The sequence below is a fragment of the Nonomuraea sp. NPDC050202 genome (assembly GCF_040656115.1).
In the GTDB taxonomy this organism is placed as follows: Bacteria; Actinomycetota; Actinomycetes; order Streptosporangiales; family Streptosporangiaceae; genus Nonomuraea.
Map to the genome: position 1 here is coordinate 573,273 of NZ_JBFALF010000002.1, position 22,233 is coordinate 595,505.

Sequence of the window (22,233 nt, forward strand, 5' to 3'; positions counted from 1 at the left end):
CGATCACTCCTCGCCCGGGTCGTCGCCGTCGGCCAGGATCTGGTACAGCTTGCGCCGGGTCTCAACCAGAGTCTTACGCGCTTCGCGGATTTGTGCGTCGTTTCCGGTCTGCAGGATTTGCATCATGGCGAATGCCGACTGGCGGGCGATGTGCCAGAGGTCGGCGGTGTTGTCGTCGATGTCGGGCCGCATCTCGTCCCACGGGGCGCGCACCTCGTCGGCGTGCGCCTCGATGTAGGCGCGGCCTTCCTCGGTGAGCCGGAAGGTCTTGCGGCCCTCGTTCTCCTCGGAGATGACCAGGCCCTCGTCGGTGAGCTGCTGCAACGCCGGGTAGACGGCGCCCGGGCTGGGCTTCCAGCCGCCCTCGCTGCGCTCGGCGATCTCCTGGATGATCTGGTAGCCGTTGCGCGGCTCCTCGGAGAGCAGGGCCAGGATCGCGGCGCGGACGTCGCCCCGCTTGGCCTTGCGGCCGCGGCCGCCCCAGCCGCGATGGCCGCCGCCCCACGGCCCGCCCGGGCCGAACGGGCCGCCGCGCCCGAAGTCGAACGGGAACGGGCCCGGCCCGCCCCTCCTGCCCCGATGTCGCTGGTCGTGCGGGCCGCCGCGGTCACCACCGCGTCCCTCGCCGCGGACGCCGCGCCCGAACTGCTCGCCGACCTGGTCGAAGGCGTCGCTCATGGCGTGCAGCGTCTCGCGGAGCGCGCGCTTGTACTCGTGTGCGCCGGGCCAGGGCCCGCTCGCTGCGAAGTGGTGCGTCATGGGATTTCCTCCTATATCGCGATCTGTTCTCGATGCGTCAAAGATATATCGCTAGTGTTCTGCTCGCAAGCCTCGCCGAGGAGTGAGCCAGATCACGAAAAAGTTGCGGAATCCGGGAACAGGATCGGGGAGGACGTCGTTATTCACAGCAGACGAGGTCGTTCCGCGTCGGCAGGGCTGGGGGGTGCTGTCGCCGCGGAGACGACCTCGTCTGCGTTTGCGGGTTGTCCGGGGCCGCGGGTGTGCGGCGGCGCGGCACGCCTCGGCGCGTAAAGAGCTTCTTTGCCGTACAGTCCCGATCATGATGGGGCACACTCACGCGATGACCGGGGCCATCGCCTGGCTGGGGCTGGCTCCGCCGCTGGCGGCACTACCGCTGCTGAACGAATCCTCCCGTTTCATCGATACGGGGATCATGGCCACCGCGCTCACTCCCGCGGAGCTGATCGCCGGGGCGCTCATCTGTGCGGGCGCCGCGATGCTGCCCGACCTCGACCATCCGAGCGCGACGATCGCGCAGACGTTCGGGCCGCTGACGTGGGGGCTGAGCAAGTTCGTCTCCTGGATCAGCGGCGGGCACCGCGGGGCGACGCACTCGCTGGCGTTCGCGGTGGCGCTCGGGTTCGGGGCGCACTGGCTCGCCAACGCCTACCCGATCGGCCGCGACATCATGGTGGTGCTGCTCATCGGCCTGGCCCTGCGCGCCATCGGCGTGGGCATCCCGGGCAACAAGATCGGCTCCGTCATGGTCAACATCGGCATGACCGCGGGGCTGTACGCCGTGTTCATGTCGCTCGACGTGGGTTATGCCTGGCTGGGGCTGGCGGTGGGAGCCGGCTGCCTCATGCATGTCGTGGGCGACTGCATGACGGAGCGAGGGTGCCCGGTGCTGTGGCCGCTGGGGGCCAAGTTCGTGCTGCCGTGGAAGATCGGCATCAAGACGGGCAAGAAGTTCGAGCAGAAGATCCTGGCGCCGATCCTGTCGGTGGCGATCATCGGCCTGCTGTTCTGGCGGCTGGCGCCGGTTTAACTTGATGTCGAGATATTCTGGGGATATCTTGACGTCGAGACAACCTGCCGCGGGGCCAGGTGGTTAGGGTTACCTAACGTGCTGGCTGCTTCCGTAGTGCGGCAGGATTCTGTCTGAACACCTGTCTATGGAGGAGGCGAATCACCGTGTCCGCGAACAGCTTCGGCAGCCGTGACACGCTCCGCGTCGGCGACGCGTCGTACGAGATCTTCCGGCTGGATGCCGTCGAGGGCGCCGCACGTCTCCCGTACAGCCTGAAGATCCTGCTGGAGAACCTCCTCCGCACCGAGGACGGCGCCAACATCACCGCCGACCACATCCGTGCGCTGGGCAACTGGGACCCCAGCGCGGCCCCGAGCGTGGAGATCCAGTTCACGCCCGCCCGCGTCATCATGCAGGACTTCACCGGCGTGCCGTGCGTGGTCGACCTGGCCACCATGCGCGAGGCAGTGCGCGACCTCGGCGGCGACGCCTCGCGCATCAACCCGCTCGCCCCGGCCGAGATGGTCATCGACCACTCGGTCATCGTCGACTACTTCGGTCACCCCGACGCCTTCCAGCGCAACGTCGAGCGCGAGTACGAGCGCAACCACGAGCGTTACCAGTTCCTGCGCTGGGGCCAGACGGCCTTCGACGAGTTCAAGGTCGTCCCGCCCGGCACCGGCATCGTGCACCAGGTCAACATCGAGCACCTGGCCCGCGTGGTCATGACCCGCGACGGCAAGGCCTACCCCGACACCTGCGTCGGCACCGACTCCCACACCACGATGGAGAACGGCATCGGCGTGCTCGGCTGGGGCGTCGGCGGCATCGAGGCCGAGGCCGCGATGCTCGGCCAGCCGATCTCCATGCTCATCCCGCGCGTGGTCGGCTTCAAGCTCAGCGGCAAGCTGCCCGCCGGCGCCACCGCCACCGACCTGGTGCTGACCATCACCGAGATCCTGCGCAAGCACGGCGTGGTCGGCAAGTTCGTCGAGTTCTACGGCGAGGGCGTCTCGTCCGTGCCGCTGGCCGACCGGGCCACGATCGGCAACATGAGCCCCGAGTTCGGCTCCACCTGCGCGATCTTCCCGATCGACGGCCAGACCGTCGACTACCTGCGCCTGACCGGCCGCTCCGAGGAGCAGATCGCCCTCGTCGAGACCTACGCCAAGGCCCAGGGTCTGTGGCTCGACCCGTCCGCGCCCGAGCCCGAGTTCTCCGAGTACATCGAGCTCGACCTGTCCACCGTCGTCCCGTCGATCGCCGGCCCCAAGCGCCCGCAGGACCGCATCGTCCTGTCGCAGGCCAAGGCCACCTGGCGGCACGACGTGCAGAACTACGTGGCCGACGGCGTCGACGAGGCCGGCGAGGAGACCTTCCCGGCCTCCGACGCGCCCGCCTCCAACGCCAGCGCCGACGGCGGCCGGCCGCGCAAGCCGGTGCCCGTCACGCTGGCCGACGGCACCTCGTTCGAGATCGACCACGGCATCGTCTCGATCGCCGCGATCACCTCGTGCACCAACACCTCCAACCCCTTCGTCATGCTCGGCGCAGCCCTGCTGGCCCGCAACGCCGTCGAGAAGGGCCTGACCCGCAAGCCGTGGGTCAAGACCTCGCTGGCCCCGGGCTCCCAGGTCGTCACCGGTTACTTCGAGCGCTCCGGCCTCCAGCCGTACCTCGACAAGATCGGCTTCAACCTCGTCGGCTACGGCTGCACCACCTGCATCGGCAACTCGGGCCCGCTCCTGCCGGAGATCTCCGAGGCCATCCAGGCCAACGACCTGGCCGTCACCGCCGTGCTGTCCGGCAACCGCAACTTCGAGGGCCGGATCAACCCCGACGTCAAGATGAACTACCTGGCCTCGCCGCCGCTCGTGGTGGCCTACGCGCTGGCCGGCACCATGGACCTCGACCTCGACACCGAGCCGCTCGGCCTCGGCAACGACGGCGAGCCGGTCTACCTGCGCGACATCTGGCCGGCGCCGGAGGAGATCGCCGCGGTGGTCAACTCCTCGATCGGCCGCGACATGTTCGAGCGCGACTACGCCGACGTGTTCAAGGGCGACGACCACTGGCGCTCGCTGCCGATCCCGACCGGCGACACGTTCGAGTGGGACCCCGACTCCACCTACGTGCGCAAGGCCCCCTACTTCGACGGCATGCCGGAGCAGCCGGAGCCCGTCACCGACATCAAGGGTGCCCGCGTGCTGGTCAAGGTCGGCGACTCGGTCACCACCGACCACATCTCGCCGGCCGGCTCCATCAAGGCCGGCACCCCCGCCGCCCAGTACCTGCAGGCCAACGGCGTCGAGGTCAAGGACTTCAACTCCTACGGCTCGCGGCGCGGCAACCACGAGGTGATGATCCGCGGCACGTTCGCCAACATCCGCCTGCGCAACCAGATCGCGCCGGGCACCGAGGGCGGCTACACCCGCGACTTCACCCAGCCCGAGGGCCCCGTGTCGTTCATCTACGACGCCTCGGTCAACTACGCCGCGGCCGGCACGCCGCTGGTGGTGCTGGCCGGCAAGGAGTACGGCTCCGGCTCCTCGCGCGACTGGGCGGCCAAGGGCACGGCGCTGCTGGGCGTGCGCGCGGTCATCGCCGAGTCGTACGAGCGCATCCACCGCTCCAACCTGATCGGCATGGGCGTGCTGCCGCTGCAGTTCCCCGAGGGCGGCTCGGCCGAGGCGCTGGGGCTGACGGGTGAGGAGACGTTCGACATCACCGGCGTCGAGGAGCTCAACAAGGGCACCGGCATCCCGCGGACCGTGCACGTGAAGGCCGGCGACGTCGAGTTCGACGCGGTCGTCCGCATCGACACGCCGGGCGAGGCCGACTACTACCGGCACGGCGGCATCATGCAGTACGTGCTGCGCTCGCTGCTGGCCAAGTGAGGTAGGTCTTCCCGCGTCCCCGCCCGGTCATGAGCCGGGCGGGAACGCGGGGGTTGGGGCGCGATCCTCACGCGCCCCGCATCGGGGGAACCACCCGACACCCAGAGAGCCGCCCCGCGGGACACCCCCCGCGAGGCGGCTCTTGCCTTGTCGAAAAGGACTAGCCGGCGAACAGCCGCGCGACGAGCTCACCACGGCTGGAGATGCCCGCCTTGCCGAAGACGGCCTTCAGATGGCCCCTGACGGTGTGCGGGGAGATGAACAGCGCCGCGGCGATCTCCGAGGTGGCCAGGCCCTGCGCCACGAGCTGGGCGATCTCGAACTCGCGCGGCGTCAGGCCGTACGACTGGGCGACGATGAGGGCCAGGTCGGCAGGGGCCGCGGGCTCGATGACGAGCACCACAGGGCCCGGCCGCCCACCCGAGCCGCTCAGGCACGAGGCGCGGCAGGTCAGCCACCGCCCGTCGCGGGTCCGCAGGCGGATGCGGGCGTTGCCGCGGTCGCGGCCCAGGGCGATGGCCCGCGCCTGGAGCGCCGTGCCGACCAGCCAGATGGGCAGCCGGACGCCGAGCGCCGACGGCGTGGACGGCCCGTCCGGCAGCGACGCGAGATGAGCCCGCGCCTCCTCGTTGATCGACGTGGCCTCGCCGTTCTCGTCGAACAGCAGCAGCCCCGGCGCGGAGTTGCCGCCCACGCCATCGGGCGCCGAGTCGCCGCCCCCGCCGCCTCCGCCCCCGCCGTTCGGGCCGCCCCGGCCCCGCCCGCCGCCCCCGCCGTTCGGGCCGTGCCCGCCGTTGGGGCCGCTCCGGCCGTGCCCGCCGTCCGGGTCGTGCGGGCCGGCGAAGCGGCGCAGCCGGTCGGCGAGCGGCCCGGACAGCTCGGCGAGCAGCGCGACGTCGTCCTGCCCGAACGCCGGAGCGCCGCGCATGCGGAACAGGCTCACCGAGCCCCACGGACGGCCCCCGGTCCGCAGCACGGCCCGTAGCTCGTCGTCGATGCCCTGGCCGCCGAGCAGGCTGCGGAAGCGGGCGCTGCGGGCGGGCAGGCCGCCGGTGGCCGCGCGCAGCCCCGCCGCGGGCACGGCGGCGCGGGCCAGGTCGCGGAACGGCAGCACGTTCTCCTCCAGCAGCTCGCTCTCCCAGTAGGCGCCGCAACCCTCGCCCGAGCCGAGGTTCTCCACCAGCATGGGCGCGGTCACCAGGCCCGTCTCCGGGTCGGTCGCCGACCACACGGCTGCGTCGAACGGCATCAGCCGCCGCAGCCGGGCCGAGGCGCGGCTGAAGCACTCCAGCGCGTCGGCCGCCCGCTCGGCCGCTGTCAGGACCTCGGCGTGACGGTGCGGGCGGGTCATCGAACCTCCTCGTGCCGGGCGCGTCCTTCTCCCAGGGCGCCCTTGCCTCTCCTCCGGGGGCTGCCGGCCTCGTGGCCCTGCCTCTACTTCCGGGGGCCAGCCTGCCTGGACATCCCTCCTGCGCCAACCCCCCGTTTGAGGGGGTCATTCCCCGGGCGATCGGCCGCGGGCGGGGGATGGGGCGCGGCCACGCCGTCCGCGAGGCTCGGACCGGTCGTTCGGACGAGTACGCAGACGAAGGAGAACGCCGTGCATATCGCGATCATCGGGGCTGGTGCCGCCGCGGTCGGCCTGCTGGACGCGCTGGCCGTCGGCGAGGCGGAGGGGGCGGAGGTCACCGTGTTCGAGCCGGGCACGAACCTGTGGCGAGGGCGGCCGTACGGGCCTGACCTGGACAGCGTGCTGGTCAACGCGCCGCCCGCCATCATGTCCATCCGCGGCTCCGACTCCGGGCACTACGCCGCCTGGCTGGGCCCCGAGCGTGCCGCCGCCCACCTGGACGAGCTGCTGGGACAGCCGCTGGTGCCGCGCGCCCGCTACGGCGAGTACCTGGCCGATACCGCCGAGGCGGCTCTGGCGCGGCTGCGGGCACGGGGCTGGCGGACCCGTGTCGTGGCCTCCCGCGTAACCGCGGTGGCCCGTGGTGGGGCGGGGCTGGCGCTGCGTACCGCGGACGGGCACGAGCACCTGGCCGACCAGGTCGTGGTGTGCGTGGGCGTGGGGACGCCGCAGGACCACTACGGGCTGGGCGGCGCTCAGGGGTTCGTCGCCGACCCGTACCCGCTGGCGGACACGCTCGACGGGGTGCCGGGCGAGGCCGGTGTCGCGGTGATCGGCAGCGGGCTGACGGCCGTCGACGTGGTCGTGTCGCTCGCCGCGCGCGGTCATACCGGGCGGATCGCCCTCGTCTCGCGCAGCGGCATGCTGCCCGCCGTCTGGCAGCGCCCCCTCGGCCACCAGCGCCGGCACCTGACCGTCGAGCGGGTGGAGGCGCTGCGGCGCGAGCGTGGCGCCGTCACCCTCGACGACCTGGCCGGGCTGCTGCGGGCCGAGCTGGAGGAGGCGGGCGAGGACTTCGCGGGCTTCACGGAGGAGCTGCTGTCGGCGGGATCCGAGCCGCCCGTCGAGCGGTTGCGGCGGCAGCTGGCCGCCGTCGGCGATCCCGCGATCGCGCGGCGGGTGCTGCAGGAGGCCGCGCACATCGTCGGCCCGTTCGCGTGGCGGCTGCTGCCCGAGGCCGACCGCGAGCGGCTGCGCGGGCACGCCCGCCTGGCCACCGGCGTGGCCTCGCCGATGGTGCCGGTGAACGCCGCCGTCCTGCTGCGCCTGTTCGAGTCGGGGCAGCTCTCCGTCGTCGCCGGCGTACGCAAGATCGAGGCGGTGGAAGGCGGGTTCCGGGTGCGGGCCGACGGCGGTGACCTGGGCGTGGACGTCGCGGTCAACGCCGTGAACCCGCCGCCCCAGGCCGTGCCCGGCGCGGCGGAACCGCTGGTCACCGCCCTCCTCGCGGAAGGGCTGGCGGCGCTGCACCCGGCGGGCGGGCTGGTCCCCGCCGACCCGCGCCTGCACGTGCTGGGGGACCTGGCCGGGGGCGGGTCGTTCATCACCTCCAGCATCCCCGGCCTCGCCGCCCGGGCCGCCCGCCTCGCCGGCGCGCTGACCGGCTGAGGCGGCGCGCGCCTGGAGGTGTTCGAACGCTCCGGCCACCCGACGCCGAGGGCGAGCGCTTCCTCGCCCTGCCGCGCTCCTTCATCGCCGGCGTGACGCCTCAGGACACCTTGGCCGCGGGCGCCGACCAGGTGTCGCAGGCGGCGGGCGAGAGGGTGGTGGTGCCGCGCCTGAACCAGTAGGCCCGGCCGGCGCCCTTGCCGTGGCTGCGCCGGTCGCCGTCGTCGCCGCTGGCGCGTACCGTCTCGTACAGGGCCGACCAGTCCTCGCCCGTACGGGCGAGTGACGCGCGCACGCTGCCCATGAACACCCCGGCCAGGCAGTCGGCCTGCAGCTCGAACCGGCGCCGCAACTCGCCGCGGGCGTCCGGCTCGGCCCGGTGGCGGGCCTCGTAGGAGCGGCGGACGCCGGTGAGGGTCTGCAGGTGGTGGGCGTACTCGTGGGCGGCGACCTTGAACGGGTAGAGGTCGGTACGCCCCTCGATCCAGCGCCCGGTCAGCGGGAACACCAGGGTCTTGGCGGGGTGGCAGTAGAAGGCGTCCACGTCCGCGATCGGCACCCCGCACACCGTGCCCTCCTCGGCGTAGCGCACGGCCGGCCGCTCGAAGCGCAGCCCGGTGCGCGCGACATACGCCGACCACGACTTGTCCAGACATTTCACGACCGTGTCGAGGTACTCGCGGGTACGTGGGATCCCGCCGGAGCTGAGCGGCGTCTCGGGGCAGGCGGTGACGGCCAGCTTGCCGGCCTTCCAGGGAAAGGGGGCAGTGGCGGCGTGGGCGCTCTGGGGGGACAGGAGCGCGATGGCGAGGAGTGCGGACAGGAGGGGTGAGGATGCCACGGTCAGCAGCGTAGAGCCGTGGAGCGCTGATTGGATCACCGAATGGCGATGGTTGACTCTCCTGCATGACAAATGCGGCATTGATGCTGATTGTGGGCAGCCTGGCGGTTTTCGTGGGAGCCATCGTCCAAGGCGGCGTCGGATTCGGGCTGGGCCTGGTCGCCGCACCCGTGCTCACGATGCTGGCCCCCGACCTCATGCCGGGCGCGATCCAGGTGGTCAACCTGACGCTCCCGCTGTTCACCCTGGCCGTGGAATGGCGGCGGGTGGACTGGCGCGGCCTCGGTTTCGCGCTCATCGGCAGGCTGCCCGGCAGCGCCATCGCCGCAGTCATCATTGTCTACGTTTCCGTCTACACCAGGGGCATCTTCGTCGCCGTCATGGTGCTGATCGCCGTGGCGCTGACGGCCAGGGCGCTCAGCGTGCCGCGCAACGGGTACACGATCACCTCGGCCGGGTTCGTCTCCGGCATCACCGGCACCGCCACCGGCATCGGCGGGCCGCCCATCGCGCTCGTCTACCAGAACGCCAAGGGGCCCCAGATCAGGGCCACGCTCGCGATGTTCTTCTTCCTGAGCGCGGCCCAGTCGCTGGTCATCCTCCAGATCGTGGGGGAGCTGCCCGGCCAGGCGCTGCTGGCCGGGGGTGTGCTCGTCGTCCCCATGGTGCTCGGGTTCCTGGTGTCGGGGCCGCTGCGGCGCTACCTCGACGGGGGCAGGGTGCGGATGGCGGTGCTGACGGTGGCGGCGCTTTCGGCCGTGGGGCTGATCGCGCAGAACGTGATCACCGCCATGTGAGGCCCGGCGCGCCGCACCGCGCCGGGCCTCGGCGGATCAGCTCACCGGCGTGGTCATGTCGGTCTGGATCTGTGCCGCGGTGAGGGCTCGGCTGTAGATGCGCACCTCGTCGATCTGACCGCTGAAGACCTGGTTCAGCAGGCCGTTGCCGCCGATCCTGAGCGCGCCGCCGTCCGTGCGGATCGGGCCCGTCACGGGCTGCTGCGCCACCTGCGCGCCGTTGACGTAGAGCCGCAGGAGCGAGCCGTCGTACGTGGCCGCCAGATGGGACCACGTGTTGACCGGGAGCGCTGCCGTGCCGGGCAGGTCGGCGGCGGCGGTGGTGTGGACGCGGGCATGAGGCCGCTGGTCGGGCGCGCCGGCCGACAAGGCGTACGCCAGGCCGCCCGAGTGCCGCTTCATGACCACGGTGCGCCAGCCGCTGACGCTCGACGGGCGTACCCATGCCTCCAGCGTCATGCCGGTGGTCAGCCGCAGGCCGGCGGAGTCCGGCACGTTGACCTGGCTCAGCAGGCCGTTGAAGGACAGCGCCCGGCCGTACCTGCCGCTGGAGGTGCGGCTCGTGCCGCTGGCCGTGCCGGTGTTGCCGTTGCCGGAGGAGTCGACGACCGAGCTGCCCGAGGCCTCGTTCATGCCGTACGCGGCCACCAGCCCGCCCGCGGGCGGCACCAGCGTGTAGGCGGCCGTGTACGTGCTCGCCGCCGCGGGCGCCACCACCTGGTGCGTGGCGGCCCCGCCGTCGGACCACGACGCGAACGCGTAGCTCTGCCCGCCCGCGGCCTGCGGCGACGGCGCCGAGACCGAGTTGCCGGAGCCGACGATGACGGTACGGGTGAACGGCGTGGCCACCTGCTCGCTGTTGAAGCCCAGCCGCAGCCCGGACGGCGCGGAGGTGAACGTCAGCTCCACGGTCCTGGGCTGCAGCAGCACGCTCTCGGTGTCGGTCAGCCCGTGGGAGTCGGTGACGGTCAGGCGCAGCTCCAGGTGCGAGGGGTACTCGTGGTCGGGGGCCTGGAACGAGCCGCTCGCGCCGGTGAACGTGGTGATCTCGTGCTCGTGGCAGGTGCTGGGGCAGTGGTGCATGATGAGCGCCCAGCGCATGCTCGAGCCGGGGACCGTGCCGTCCTGCGCGTCGCTCCCGCTCCCGGAGAACGCGATCGACTGGCCGACCGCCCACGTGGTGGCCGCCGTGGGCGCGGTGATGGTGGCCGCGGGCGCGGTGTTGGCCACGTTGATCGTCACGGTGGTGTCGCCCTGGCCGCCGCGGTCGTCGCTGACCCGCAGCCGCACCACCGGGGAGCCGGGCTGGGTGTAGGTGAAGGACGGGGTGGCCGAGGTGGAGTCGTCGAGCTCGCCGTCGCCGTCCAGGTCCCAGGCGTACGTGAGGGGGTCGCCGTCGGCGTCGCCGGAGCGGGTGGCGGAGAAGCTGACCGTGAGCGGGGCGGCGCCGGAGGCGGGCGTGGCGTCGATGACGGCGGAGGGCGGGGTGTTGTCGTAGATGTAGCGGACGATCGTGCCGTTGGCGTAGTCGACGGCGAACAGGTCGCCGCCGGGGCCGGTCTCCAGCTCCACCGCGGGGATGCCGGAGTCGAAGGAGGCCACCGTGGCGGGGTCGGGCAGGCCGTTCGCGCCCGCGGTCATCACCCAGACGCACGAGCGGCTGTAGTCGGAGAAGAACAGCGCGCCGTCGTAGGCGGCCGGGTAGTCCCCGCCTTCGTAGAAGGCCACGCCGCTGGAGGACGAGCCGCCGGTCGGGCAGGGGTCGTTCGGGGCGGGCCTGGAGTTGTGGTTCCAGGCGAAGTACGGGGTGGCGTGCGCGGCGGCGCCGGCCGTGTAGAGGCTCTCGCACAGGGTCAGGTTGAGGTTGTCGTAGCCCGCCTGGCGGCCGGCGCCCTCGTAGCAGGGCCAGCCGAAGTTGGCCACGGCCGTCGTGGGCGAGGCGACCCGGTTGATCTCCTCGAACGTGCTCCAGCCGACCTCGCCGGACCAGATCTCGCCGGTGCCGGGGCGGTTGGTGATGCGGAACGGGTTGCGCAGGCCGTGGGCGACGATCCTGGCGACGTTGGGGTCGGTGCTGCTCGCGTTGGGGTTTCCCGCCGCGGCAGCCCCCGTGTCCGGATTTATCCGGATGACAGTACCGGCCAGTCCGGCCGGGTCGGCGCCGGTGCGCATGTCCTGCGAGCGCAGCGCGCCACCCTCGGCGGCGGGCGGGGTCAGCGCGGTGCCGACAGGGGACGGCGGGTCGCCGCACGGGTTGTCCGGGGTGATGTCGGAGGCGGGCAGGTTGTCCTGGCCGTAGTCGGCGAAGTTGAAGCTGGCGCCGTCGCCGCCGGAGGCGTACAGCGCGCCGTCGGGGCCGAACTGCAGGTCGCCCACGGAGTGGCTGGGGTGCTGCTGGCACCAGTCGGTGATCAGCGGCGTCTCGGCCCCGGTGGGGGAGATCACCGACAGGCGGCCGGTGACCAGGCAGCCGTCGGCGGTGGCGCCGGGCGGGGTCGGGCAGGGGTCGTCCGTGCCGCCCGGGGTGCCCCAGCGGGGCGCGGTGCCGCCGGGGACGGCGTCGTAGGCGTACAGGACGTACATGCGGGGATCGGACGGGAAGTCCGGGTGCAGTGCGAGGCCGAGCAGGCCGCGGTCCCAGAAGTTGTGCACCTGGGTGCGCAGGTCGGCGTACGTGGCCGGCGTGGTGTCGGTGAGCGAGTCGAAGACCTTGATCAGGCCGCTCTTCTCGGCCACGAACACCCGCCCGTCGGGGGAGAACTCGATGTTGGACGGGTGGTTCAGGCCGCTGAAGACCGTCTGTTTCTGGAACTGCGCGGGTAAGGCCGCCGCCGGTGGAACGTTCCCGGCGATCAGGGCGGCGGAGACGAGCAGGATGGTGCCCAGGGCGCTGCAAAGGCGCTTCACGAAACCCCCAGATGGGTGAATGACAGCGTCCCCGCACGCCGAATGGCCTTGATCGATGTATCGCAGATGCCGGGGGGGTTTGTCACGAGTCGTGTCCACATGTGGACGTCACGGATGTGTGACTGGCCACGCGGGGCGGGCGGCTCGACGAGGACGGCGCCGAAGGCGGACCGTCCCCGTCGACCGCGCCCGCCAGGCCTTGCTCTCCCGCCTCGGCTCCCATGCGTCGAAAAGGTTGAGGTGGCGTTTCTGGATTGTTACCAGAAACAACAAACTAGCCGCCTTCACCCCCTTCCAATGTGGTCCGTCCCGGAATACGTTGCCGCAAACAACATTCATCCGGGCCCCTCCGGAAGAAAGGACCCTGCACCATGCGCAAGGGGATCCTCAGCCTGACCGCCGCGGCAGCCGCGCTCGCCCTCGGTCTCACCGCCTGCGGGGGCGACGGCGGTCAGACCACGACGTCGACCTCGACCGCCCCGGCCACGGACGCGGCCAAGGCCGGCAAGATCGGCGTCATCCTGCCGGACAGCAAGTCCTCCGCCCGGTGGGAGACGGCGGACCGCAAGTACCTGGAAGAGGCGTTCAAGGCCGCCGGCGTCCAGTACGACATCCAGAACGCCCAGAACGACAAGACGGCGTTCCAGACCATCGCCGACCAGATGATCACCAACGGCGCGACCGTACTGATGATCGTGAACCTGGACAGCGGCACCGGCAAGACGGTCATCGACAAGGCCAAGTCCCAGGGCGTGGCCACGATCGACTACGACCGGCTGACGCTCGGCGGCGGCGCCGCCTACTACGTCAGCTTCGACAACACCAAGGTGGGCACGCTCCAGGGCGAGGGCCTGAGCAAGTGCCTGACCGACAAGAAGGCCGACAAGCCGATCGTGGCCTACCTGAACGGCTCGCCGACGGACAACAACGCGACGCTGTTCAAGGCCGGGTACGACGGCGTGCTCAAGCCCAAGTTCGACGCCGGCGAGTACGTCAAGGGCCCCGAGCAGTCGGTGCCCGACTGGGACAACACCCAGGCCGGAACGCTCTTCGAGCAGATGCTGACCGAGCAGCCGAAGATCGCCGGAGTACTGGCGGCCAACGACGGCCTCGGCAACGCCGCCATCACCGTGCTGAAGAAGAACAACCTCAACGGCAAGGTGCCCGTCACCGGCCAGGACGCCACCGTCCAGGGCCTGCAGAACATCCTCGCGGGTGACCAGTGCATGACCGTCTACAAGGCGGTCAAGAAGGAGGCCGACGCGGCGGCCAAGCTCGCCGTCGCGCTGGCCAAGGGTGAGAAGCCCACGGCGAGCAGCAGCGTCAAGGACCCCGAGTCGGGTCAGGACGTGCCCGCCGAGCTGATGGAGCCGCAGGCCATCTACTTCGACAACGTCAAGGACGTGGTGGCCGACGGTTACGTCACCAAGGAGGAACTGTGCACGGGCGACTTCGCCGCCAAGTGCACCGAGGCAGGAATTCAATAACGCCGAGGGGTACGGCCCGCGCCACGAGCGGGGGCCGTGCCCTCGTTTTAAGGGAGCCCCATGACCCCCCTCCTTGAAGTGCGTGGGATCGACAAGAGCTTCGGCCCGGTGAAGGTCCTGCACAACGTCGAGCTCTCCGCGTACGCCGGCGAGGTCACCGCGCTCGTCGGGGACAACGGCGCAGGCAAGTCCACCCTGGTCAAGTGCATCGGCGGCATCTACCCGATCGACTCGGGCCAGCTGCTCTTCGACGGCAAGCAGGTCCACGTGCACAGCCCCCGCGACGCGGGCGAGCTGGGCATCGAGATCGTCTACCAGGACCTCGCCCTGTGCGACAACCTCGACATCGTCCAGAACATGTTCCTCGGCAGGGAGCGCAAGAACGGCGTCTTCCTCGACGAGGACAGCATGGAGGAGCTGGCGGAGAAGACCCTCAGCGGCCTGTCCGTCCGCACGGTGAAGTCCATCAGGCAGCAGGTCTCCAGCCTGTCCGGCGGGCAGCGGCAGACCGTGGCCATCGCCAAGGCCGTGCTGTGGAACAGCAAGGTCGTCATCCTCGACGAGCCCACCGCGGCGCTGGGCGTGGCCCAGACCGCGCAGGTGCTGGAGCTGGTGCGCAGGCTCGCCGACACCGGCCTGGCCGTGGTGCTCATCTCGCACAACATGAACGACGTGTTCGCCGTCTCCGACCGGATCGCGGCGCTCTACCTCGGCAGGATGGCCGCCCAGGTCAGGACCGCCGACGTGACGCACGCGCAGGTCGTCGAACTGATCACTTCCGGCCGCAGCGGCGAACTGGGCCTCAAGAACGGGGTCACCCCATGAACAAGGTCAAGGAACTGCCCGGCGAGGCCATCGTCGCCGCGGCGCAGGCACCCTCGATCAAGAACAGTTTCCTCGCCTACGTCCAGCGGGTGCGCGGCGGCGACATGGGCGCGCTGCCCGCCGTGCTCGGCCTGGTCGTGCTCTGCGTCGTCTTCGCCGTGGCACGGCCCTCCTTCGTCACCGCGATCAACTTCGCCAACCTGTTCACGCAGGGCGCCGCCGTCACGCTCATCGCGATGGGCCTGGTGTTCGTGCTGCTGCTCGGCGAGATCGACCTGTCGGCCGGCTTCGCCAGCGGGGTCTGCGCGGCCGTCCTCGCCGTCACGCTGACCAGCGCGGGCCTGCCCTGGTACGTGTGCATGGCGGCCGCCGTCCTCACCGGCGTGATCATCGGCACCGTGCTCGGCACGCTGGTCGCCAAGGTCGGCATCCCGTCGTTCGTGGTCACGCTGGCGGCCTTCCTCGCCTTCCAGGGCCTGGTGCTGGTGCTGGTGGACGAGGGCACGAACATCTCCATCCGCGACAGCGTGGTCGTCGCCATCGCCAACAGGAACCTGCCGCCGTGGCTCGGCTGGGCGCTCTACCTGCTCTGCGTGGCGATCTTCGCCGCCGTGCAGCTCAGGAGGGCCAGGAACCGCACCAAGCGCGGCCTGGTCGCCGACCCGCTCTCGCTGATCGCCTTCCGCGTCGGCATGCTGGCGCTGTTCGCCGGCCTCGCGGTCGCCGCGCTCAACCTGGAGCGCAGCCGCAACCCCGCGCTGGTCTCGCTCACCGGCGTGCCGATCGTGGTCCCGGTCATCCTGGTGCTGCTCGTCGCGTGGACGCTGGTGCTGCGCCGTACCGGGTTCGGCCGTCACCTGTACGCCGTCGGCGGCAACACCGAGGCGGCCAGGCGGGCCGGCATCCCGGTGGACCGGATCAAGATCAGCGCGTTCGTGATCTGCTCCTCGATGGCCGCCATCGGCGGCATCGTGGCCGCGTCGCGGGCCAGCTCCGTCGACCCGAACACGGGCGGCAGCTCCGTCCTGCTGTACGCGGTCGGCGCGGCGGTCATCGGCGGCACCAGCCTCTTCGGCGGCAAGGGCAGGGTGCTCGACGCCGTGCTCGGCGGCGCCGTGGTGGCCGTGATCGAGAACGGCATGGGTCTGATGGGGTACGGGGCGAGCGTGAAGTACCTGGTCACGGGTTCCGTCCTGCTGCTCGCCGCGGGTGTCGACGCCCTGGCGCGCAAGCGGGCGGCTGCCGCTGGTCTAAGGTGATCAGCGACTCACAGCCCCTGAAGGAATCCCAGACGATGCGTGCCGGCCCCTCCCAAGAGGACATCAGGCGCCACAACCTCGGCGCGCTGCTTCGCCATGTCCACCTGGGCGGGCCGATCTCGCGCGCCGAGCTGACCTCGAAGATGGGGCTCAACCGCAGCACGATCATGGCCCTGACGTCGGATCTCACCGCCGCGGGCCTGGTGCGCGAGGAGCTGCCGCGCGAGACGGGCCGCGCGGGCCGGCCCTCGCTCGTGGTGCGCCCGGAGTCGGCGCGCGTCTACGTCTTCGCCTTCGACGTGGGCCCCGACCGGCTGGCGGTCGCCCGCGTCGGGCTGGGCGGGGTGATACTCGACCGCCGCGAGACCGTACGCGACCGCGGCCGGTTCGAGGTGGACGCGCTGACCGGCACGCTGGCCGGCTTCGCCCGGCAGATGCGGCGCAAGACCAGGGACGACACGGTCTGCGTCGGCGCGGCGGCGGCCGTGTCCGGAGGCGTGCGCAAGGCCGACGGCGTGGTCACGTTCGGGCCGAACCTGAAGGCCGAGGAGGTGCCGTTCGGCGAGGAGCTGGGCCGCCGCCTCGGCCTCGGCCTGCCCGTCAGCGTGGGCAACGACGCCAACCTGGCCGCACTGGCCGAGCACAGCCGCGGCGTCGGCATCGGCGTACGCGACCTCATCTACCTGCACGGCGACGTGGGCATCGGCGGCGGCATCATCGCCGCGGGCCACCTGCTCGGCGGCCACGACGGCTACGGCGGCGAGGTCGGCCACATGGTCGTCAACCCGGGCGGGCGGGCCTGCGGCTGCGGCTCGCACGGCTGCCTGGAGGCGGAGGTGGGGGAGCGGGCCCTGCTGGAGTCGGCGGGCCGGGTCTCGGCCGGGCACCAGGGCCGCGACGCCGTGCGCGCCGTCGTGGACGCGGCCGACCGCGGCGACATCGTGGCCCAGGAGGCGCTCAGCCGCGTCGGCGACTGGCTGGGCCTCGGCGTGGCGAACCTGGTCAACATCTTCAACCCCGAGATGGTGATCTTCGGGGGGATGCTGCGGGAGATCTACCTGGGCTCGGCCGCCCAGGTCCGCTCGCAGCTCGCGCTGCACGCCATGGCGCCCCAGCGGGAGCGCGTACGGCTGCGCACCTCGGCGCTCGGGGACGCCGCCACCCTGGTGGGCGCCGCCGAGCTGGCCTTCGCCCACGTGCTGTCCGACCCCCTGGAAGTCCTGGCCCGCGCCAACGCCTGACCTCGTCTCAGGCGACCTTGCCCCGGTTCGCCGTCCACGTGTTGCAGAAGCCCGTGGCCCCGCCCCGGTACCCCCGGTCCTGCCAGAGCGCCAGGTTGCGCGGCTTGCCGTGGATGTCGCTCTCGTCGGCGTTGCGCACCGCCGACAGCCAGTCCTGCCACGAGATCCCCGGCCTGATCGACTTCAGCGTCGCGCTGTAGAACACCCCGGCGAAGCACTCGGCCTGCATCTCCAGCCGGTGGCTCAGCAGCTTGCGCGCCCCTTCCGAGGCCGGCTCGTACAGCGCGGCCTGCGCGGCCAGCACCCCGATGAGCTGCTGCACGTGATGACCCCACTCGTGCGCCACCGAGTGCGCGATGTTCATCCTGAACGGGTCCCGCAGGTCCTGCTTCATGATCCGGATGACGATCGTCCGGTGGTCGGGGCAGTACTGCGCCCCGCTGCTGGTGATCGCCCCGCACACCGAGTCGCCACCGGTGGTGATCGTCACCTCGGGCGAGCTGTACGGCAGCCCCGCGGCGGCGAACCTGCCCGCCCAGAACGTGTCGGCGCAGGCGGCCATCGCCTGGTGGAAGGATCTGAGCGAGGCCACGCTCCCCACGCGGATCGCCGGCACCGCGCACGTGTGCGGCACGACCTCGCCGCCCATCGCGCCCATCAGCCCGGCCTGGCCGACCCGTCCCGCGGCTGCGGCCGGCGCGGGAACGGCAAGACCCGCGACCATGCACACGGCGAGCGCCGTGAGGGGAATGCGCACGATCGCGGATCTTAGAGGTTCTTGTGCGGTTTTGCCTTAGTACACCCTGCGGCTGGGCGCGGTGAAGGTGTTGCAGGCGCTTGCCGACTGGGCCTTGAAGCCCCGCTCCAGCCAGTACTTGTTGCTGGCCTGCGAGGCGTGGGTCTCGTCGCCGCTGTTGCGCACGCCGAGGGCGGCGACAGGGTTGTGGCTGCCCTTGAGCAGGATGCTCCAGTCGGTGTCGGGGCGGCCGAGCGAGTTCCACACCCGGCCGACGAACGCCGCGCTCAGGCACTGGGCCTGCAGCTCGGAGCGGCGCAGGGCCTCCAGGGCACGCGACTCCTTGTCCTTGCGCAGGATCACGTCGGTGGCCTTGATGATGCCGGTGAGGTGCTGCACGTGGTGGCCGTACTCGTGCGCCAGCACCTGCATGAGCTGCAGGTCGGTGGGCTCCTCGACGACGTTCGAGCTCAGCAGGAAGGAGATCGACCTGGCCTGCGGGCAGTAGACCGCCTGCGCGCCCGCAGGGAAGCGACCGCACGAGGGGATCTTCACGCCCGGCTTGGTGACCACGTGGAGCCTGGCCTTGCTGAAGCGGTAACCGGCCTTCTGCACGATGGGGCTCCAGGCCTTGTCCAGGCACTCCATCACGGTCTCGAAGTAGAGCTTGGCCTCTTCGACCGTCCCGTTCTGGACCTGCGGCTCCTCACACGCCGTCACGCCCAGCTTGCCCGTCTTGTAGAGGGCGTTCTTGGTCAGGACCGGCTTGTACGACGGGGCCGAAGAGGCGGCCGCGTGGGCCGTGCCGGCGAACAGCACGCCGGCCATTGCGCCCGCCATGAGCGCCAATCGAGGGATACGCATGAGAACGCACCCTATTAAAGAGGGAGTTCCAGGTAAAGCGAGACTAAAGAGTCATCAGGTGACATTTCGCGGATTTGCGGCCCAGGTGTTGCACGCCCCAGGAGTGCCGCGATTGAAGCCGCGGGTCATCCAGGCCGCCTGCGTCGGGCCCTTGCCGTGGTCGTTCTGCGGCCAGCCCTTGGCGCCGTTCTTCCTGAACCAGTTCACCGTGTACGCCCAGTCATCCTCGGTGACCAGCGGACTGCCCTTCATCGTGCTCATGAAGACCGCGGAGAAGCACTCCGCCTGCAACTCCGAATTGCGCGACAACTGCAGCCGCTTGGCCTTGCCGGCGGAGCTCCGCGCGGCCCAGTAGTAACTCCACACGCCGGAGACCTGCTGGACGTGGTGGCCGTACTCGTGGGCGACCAGCCGGGTGATCCCCAGCGGGAACGGGTTGCGCAACTGCGCCTTGCTGATCATCAGGTACATCGTGCGGTCGGTGGAGCAGTAGACCCCGTCCGCGCCGGCGTTCCAGGCCCCGCAGGGCGTCCTGACCTTGCCGGTGATGATGCGCAGCCGCGGCTTGGTGAAGGGCAGGTCCGCCTTGCGGAACTGGGCCGCCCACGCCTCGTTCAGGCAGGCCGTCACGCGGGTCAGGAAGCGCCGGTATGCCACCATGCTGCCTGCGGGCAGGTCGCCGGGCGAGCAGTCCACGTCGGCGAGCCGCCCGGTCTTGTACAGGGGGTTGGCCACGGCCAGCGCCCTGAGGGCGAGGAGCGTCCCCGGCTTCTCGTTGGAGACCTTCGCGGGCGGCGAGGCGAGCTGCTGCGCCTCGTTGGCGGGGCCCGTCGAGGTCGTGGCCACGTCCGCCAGCACCATCACCAGGGCGGCCGCCGCGAGGGCGAGCGCCAGTACGGCGGCCACGAGGGTCAGGAGTCTGCTTATGGGGACGGAGTTCATAGGTACCGAAAGACTAGGTCAAGATCGGACATAAGTGGGTGGATTTGACTCGATGGAGTCAGTGGGGCCTTCGCGAACTAGACTCGGGGGGATCGGCGCAAAAGAGCAGAGGGGAGACGCATCCGTGAGCGGGTTGCTGGGCTCGATCAAGGGACCGCAGGACGTCAAACGGCTCAGTGTCGAGGAGTTGCCGCGGCTGGCTGGAGAGATCCGCGACGTGCTCGTCGACTCGTGCGCCAGGTTCGGCGGTCACCTCGGCCCCAACCTCGGTGTGGTGGAGCTCACCATCGCCGTTCACCGGGTCTTCGACTCACCCGACGACCCCGTGGTCTGGGACACCGGCCACCAGGCGTACGTGCACAAGATCCTCACCGGCAGGGCCGCCGGCTTCGAGGCGCTCAAGCAGGAGGGCGGCCTGTCGGGTTACCCGAGCCAGGCAGAGTCCGAGCACGACTTCGTGGAGAACTCCCACGCCTCGACCGCGCTGTCCTACGCCGACGGCCTGGCCAAGGCGTTCAAGCTGCGCCGCGAGCACGACCGCACGGTCGTCGCGATCATCGGCGACGGCGCCCTGACCGGCGGCATGGCCTGGGAGGCGCTCAACAACATCGCCGCGTTCAAGGACCTGCCGGTCGTGATCGTGGTCAACGACAACGGCCGCTCCTACTCCCCGACGATCGGCGGCCTGGCCACCCACCTGTCCTCGCTGAGGGTCAACCGCCGCTACGAGGACATGCTCGACTTCGTCAAGGACAAGATCGGGAACGTTCCCGTCCTCTACGACGCGCTCCACGGCTTCAAGAAGGGCGTCAAGGACGTCCTGTCGCCGCAGGTGATGTTCGAGGACCTCGGCCTCAAGTACGTCGGCCCCATCGACGGCCACGACGAGCAGGCCATGGAGGCGGCGCTGCGCCAGGCCCGCGACTTCCGCGGCCCGGTCATCGTGCACGCGCTCACCCAGAAGGGCCGCGGCTACAGCCCGGCGGAGAACCACGACGAGGACCAGTTCCACTCGCCGGGCGCCTTCGACCGAGCCACCGGCGCGGAGAAGCCCAAGGGCCGCATCTGGACCAACGTCTTCAGCGAGGAGCTCGTCCGGCTCGGCAAGGAGCGCGACGACCTGGTCGCGATCACCGCCGCGATGCTCCACCCGACCGGCCTCAACGCCTTCGCCGAGGCCTACCCCGACCGCATCTACGACGTCGGCATCGCCGAGCAGCACGCGCTGACCAGCGCCGCCGGGCTCGCGCTGGGCGGCATGCACCCGGTCGTGGCCGTCTACGCCACCTTCCTCAACCGCGCCTTCGACCAGCTCCTCATGGACGTCGCCCTGCACCGCCTGCCGGTCACCGTGGTGCTCGACCGGGCGGGCGTCACGGGCGACGACGGCGCCAGCCACAACGGCATGTGGGACCTGTCGATCCTCCAGGTCGTGCCCGGGCTGCGGATCGCGGTGCCGCGCGACGGCGACCGCCTCACCGAGCTGCTGCGCGAGGCCGTGGAGGTCACCGACGGCCCCACCGTGCTGCGCTTCCCCAAGGGCCCGGTCGCCGAGTCGATCGAGCCGGTCGGCAAGCTGGGCGAGATGGACCTCCTGCGGGCCGCCGACGGCGAGCCGGGCGTGCTGCTGGTGGGCGTGGGCCCGATGGCCCAGATCTGCATGGACGCGGCGGTCCTGCTCGACGCCCAGGGCATCTCGGCCACCGTCGTGGACCCGCGCTGGGTCAAGCCGCTGGACGAGGCGCTGGTGCTGGCCGCCGGCGCCCACAAGCTGGTCGCGGTCGTCGAGGACAACGGCCGCGTCGGCGGCGTGGGCGACGCCGTGGCCCGGCTGCTGCGCGACGGCGACGTCGACGTGCCCGTCCGCACCTTCGGCATCCCGCAGCAGTTCCTCGACCACGCCAAGCGGGCCGCGATCCTCGGCAGGATCGGCCTGACCGGCCAGGACCTCGCCCGCCAGATCACCGAGGCGGTCGCGAAGCGGACCTCCTCCGTGGAGCCCGCCCGCCGCTGACCACCCTGCGTACCGCGGCGGTGATCCCGACCATGACGATCACCGCCGCGGCCACGACGGGCAGCAGCCACTCCGCGTGCCGCCGCACCACCTCCCCGGCCAGCGCGCCGAGCGTCACGTACGTGCTCACCCAGGCCGCGCTGCCCAGCATCGCCCACGGCATGAACCTGCGGTACGGCATGCCCACCGTGCCCGCCACGGCCGGCGTCAGCGCGTGCAGCACCGGCAGGAAGTACGCCAGCGCCAGCGCCCACCCGCTCCGCTCGAACAGCTCCTGCGCGCGTACCCACCGGCGCTCCCCGACGCGCCGCCCCAGCCTGCCGTGCCGCAGCCGCGAGCCGTAGCGCCGGCCGAGCCAGTGACCGCCTGACGCGCCCGCGAAGCAGGCCACCAGGCCCGCCGCGATCAGGGCCAGCGTCTCGCCCACGCTGTCGGCCGTGGCGCCCGCCACGAGCAGCAGCCCGTCGCCGGGGGTGATCAGGCCGATCCCGACCGAGGCGTCCAGCGTCAGGAAGACCAGCAACAGTGGTAGCACCACGCCGAGGTCTTGCCCGGCCAGGGCGTCGAGGAGATCGTTGAGCATAGCTCCAGACTGCTACCCAGATCGCGGAACACCACCGGGATCGTCCCCGG

General features: G+C 71.2%; 17 protein-coding genes. 9 read left to right on the plus strand and 8 right to left on the minus strand.

The genetic code is table 11. The features are described from left to right. Nucleotides 1-3: 3 nt before the first annotated feature. Nucleotides 4-759, minus strand: a complete 756-nt coding sequence (locus tag AB0I79_RS07920; RefSeq protein ID WP_357868521.1) for a PadR family transcriptional regulator — start codon at nt 757-759, stop codon at nt 4-6. Between the two features lie 301 nt (nt 760-1,060). Here AB0I79_RS07920 and AB0I79_RS07925 point away from each other — a divergent pair, with 301 nt between their 5' ends. Further along, entirely contained in the window at nt 1,061-1,789 is a 729-nt protein-coding gene (locus AB0I79_RS07925; protein WP_357868524.1) for a metal-dependent hydrolase, read from the plus strand. A gap of 146 nt (nt 1,790-1,935) precedes the next feature. Beyond that, nucleotides 1,936-4,668, plus strand: coding sequence for an aconitate hydratase AcnA (acnA, locus tag AB0I79_RS07930; protein ID WP_357868526.1), 2,733 nt, complete (start codon nt 1,936-1,938; stop codon nt 4,666-4,668). Between the two features lie 160 nt (nt 4,669-4,828). On the opposite strand, the gene AB0I79_RS07935 is transcribed toward acnA, so the two are convergent. After that, nucleotides 4,829-6,019, minus strand: coding sequence for a helix-turn-helix transcriptional regulator (locus AB0I79_RS07935; protein ID WP_357868529.1), 1,191 nt, complete (start codon nt 6,017-6,019; stop codon nt 4,829-4,831). 249 nt (nt 6,020-6,268) lie between these two features. On the opposite strand from AB0I79_RS07935, the gene AB0I79_RS07940 reads away from it, so the two are divergent. Further along, nucleotides 6,269-7,687: an FAD/NAD(P)-binding protein gene (locus tag AB0I79_RS07940; RefSeq protein ID WP_357868532.1), complete on the plus strand. Its 1,419-nt coding sequence runs from the start codon at nt 6,269-6,271 to the stop codon at nt 7,685-7,687. A 100-nt stretch (nt 7,688-7,787) separates the two neighbouring features. Here the strand turns inward: AB0I79_RS07940 and AB0I79_RS07945 are convergent, their stop codons facing one another. Further along, on the minus strand, nt 7,788-8,528 hold the full coding sequence (locus tag AB0I79_RS07945; protein WP_357868534.1) for a neutral zinc metallopeptidase: 741 nt from the start codon (nt 8,526-8,528) through the stop codon (nt 7,788-7,790). Nucleotides 8,529-8,641: 113 nt separating this feature from the next. Here AB0I79_RS07945 and AB0I79_RS07950 point away from each other — a divergent pair, with 113 nt between their 5' ends. Beyond that, complete coding sequence (locus tag AB0I79_RS07950; protein WP_357868537.1) at nt 8,642-9,325, plus strand: sulfite exporter TauE/SafE family protein; 684 nt, start codon at nt 8,642-8,644, stop codon at nt 9,323-9,325. Between the two features lie 36 nt (nt 9,326-9,361). Here AB0I79_RS07950 and AB0I79_RS07955 read toward each other — a convergent pair whose 3' ends face one another. Then, a complete protein-coding gene (locus tag AB0I79_RS07955; RefSeq protein WP_357868539.1) occupies nt 9,362-12,232 on the minus strand; it encodes a LamG-like jellyroll fold domain-containing protein in 2,871 nt (956 codons plus the stop codon). A gap of 371 nt (nt 12,233-12,603) precedes the next feature. On the opposite strand from AB0I79_RS07955, the gene AB0I79_RS07960 reads away from it, so the two are divergent. From AB0I79_RS07960 to AB0I79_RS07975, 4 genes are read left to right on the plus strand one after another with little or no spacing between them, the layout of a single operon-like run. Next, nucleotides 12,604-13,719, plus strand: a complete 1,116-nt coding sequence (locus tag AB0I79_RS07960) for a substrate-binding domain-containing protein (protein WP_357868542.1) — start codon at nt 12,604-12,606, stop codon at nt 13,717-13,719. 60 nt (nt 13,720-13,779) lie between these two features. Next, nucleotides 13,780-14,544: an ATP-binding cassette domain-containing protein gene (locus tag AB0I79_RS07965; RefSeq protein ID WP_357868545.1), complete on the plus strand. Its 765-nt coding sequence runs from the start codon at nt 13,780-13,782 to the stop codon at nt 14,542-14,544. Beyond that, nucleotides 14,541-15,803 (plus strand): ABC transporter permease, encoded by a 1,263-nt coding sequence (locus AB0I79_RS07970; RefSeq protein ID WP_357868548.1) that lies wholly within the window; start codon nt 14,541-14,543, stop codon nt 15,801-15,803. Before AB0I79_RS07965 ends, AB0I79_RS07970 begins: the two co-directional genes overlap by 4 nt. Nucleotides 15,804-15,838: 35 nt before the next feature. Continuing rightward, on the plus strand, nt 15,839-17,044 hold the full coding sequence (locus AB0I79_RS07975; RefSeq protein WP_357868550.1) for an ROK family transcriptional regulator: 1,206 nt from the start codon (nt 15,839-15,841) through the stop codon (nt 17,042-17,044). Between the two features lie 7 nt (nt 17,045-17,051). Here the strand turns inward: AB0I79_RS07975 and AB0I79_RS07980 are convergent, their stop codons facing one another. The 3 genes from AB0I79_RS07980 to AB0I79_RS07990 are packed head-to-tail and all read right to left on the minus strand — an operon-like array spanning nt 17,052 to nt 19,550. Beyond that, the gene (locus AB0I79_RS07980) at nt 17,052-17,801 is read right to left on the minus strand and encodes a neutral zinc metallopeptidase (RefSeq protein ID WP_357868552.1); all 750 of its coding nucleotides are present in this window, start codon (nt 17,799-17,801) and stop codon (nt 17,052-17,054) included. A gap of 36 nt (nt 17,802-17,837) precedes the next feature. Further along, on the minus strand, nt 17,838-18,644 hold the full coding sequence (locus AB0I79_RS07985) for a neutral zinc metallopeptidase (RefSeq protein WP_357868555.1): 807 nt from the start codon (nt 18,642-18,644) through the stop codon (nt 17,838-17,840). Between the two features lie 54 nt (nt 18,645-18,698). Beyond that, nucleotides 18,699-19,550, minus strand: coding sequence for a neutral zinc metallopeptidase (locus tag AB0I79_RS07990; protein WP_357868558.1), 852 nt, complete (start codon nt 19,548-19,550; stop codon nt 18,699-18,701). Nucleotides 19,551-19,719: 169 nt separating this feature from the next. Here AB0I79_RS07990 and dxs point away from each other — a divergent pair, with 169 nt between their 5' ends. Further along, nucleotides 19,720-21,600: a 1-deoxy-D-xylulose-5-phosphate synthase gene (gene dxs, locus AB0I79_RS07995; protein ID WP_357869659.1), complete on the plus strand. Its 1,881-nt coding sequence runs from the start codon at nt 19,720-19,722 to the stop codon at nt 21,598-21,600. Here the strand turns inward: dxs and AB0I79_RS08000 are convergent. Beyond that, complete coding sequence (locus AB0I79_RS08000; RefSeq protein WP_357868561.1) at nt 21,548-22,183, minus strand: VTT domain-containing protein; 636 nt, start codon at nt 22,181-22,183, stop codon at nt 21,548-21,550. The genes dxs and AB0I79_RS08000 overlap by 53 nt on opposite strands. Nucleotides 22,184-22,233 lie beyond the last annotated feature (50 nt).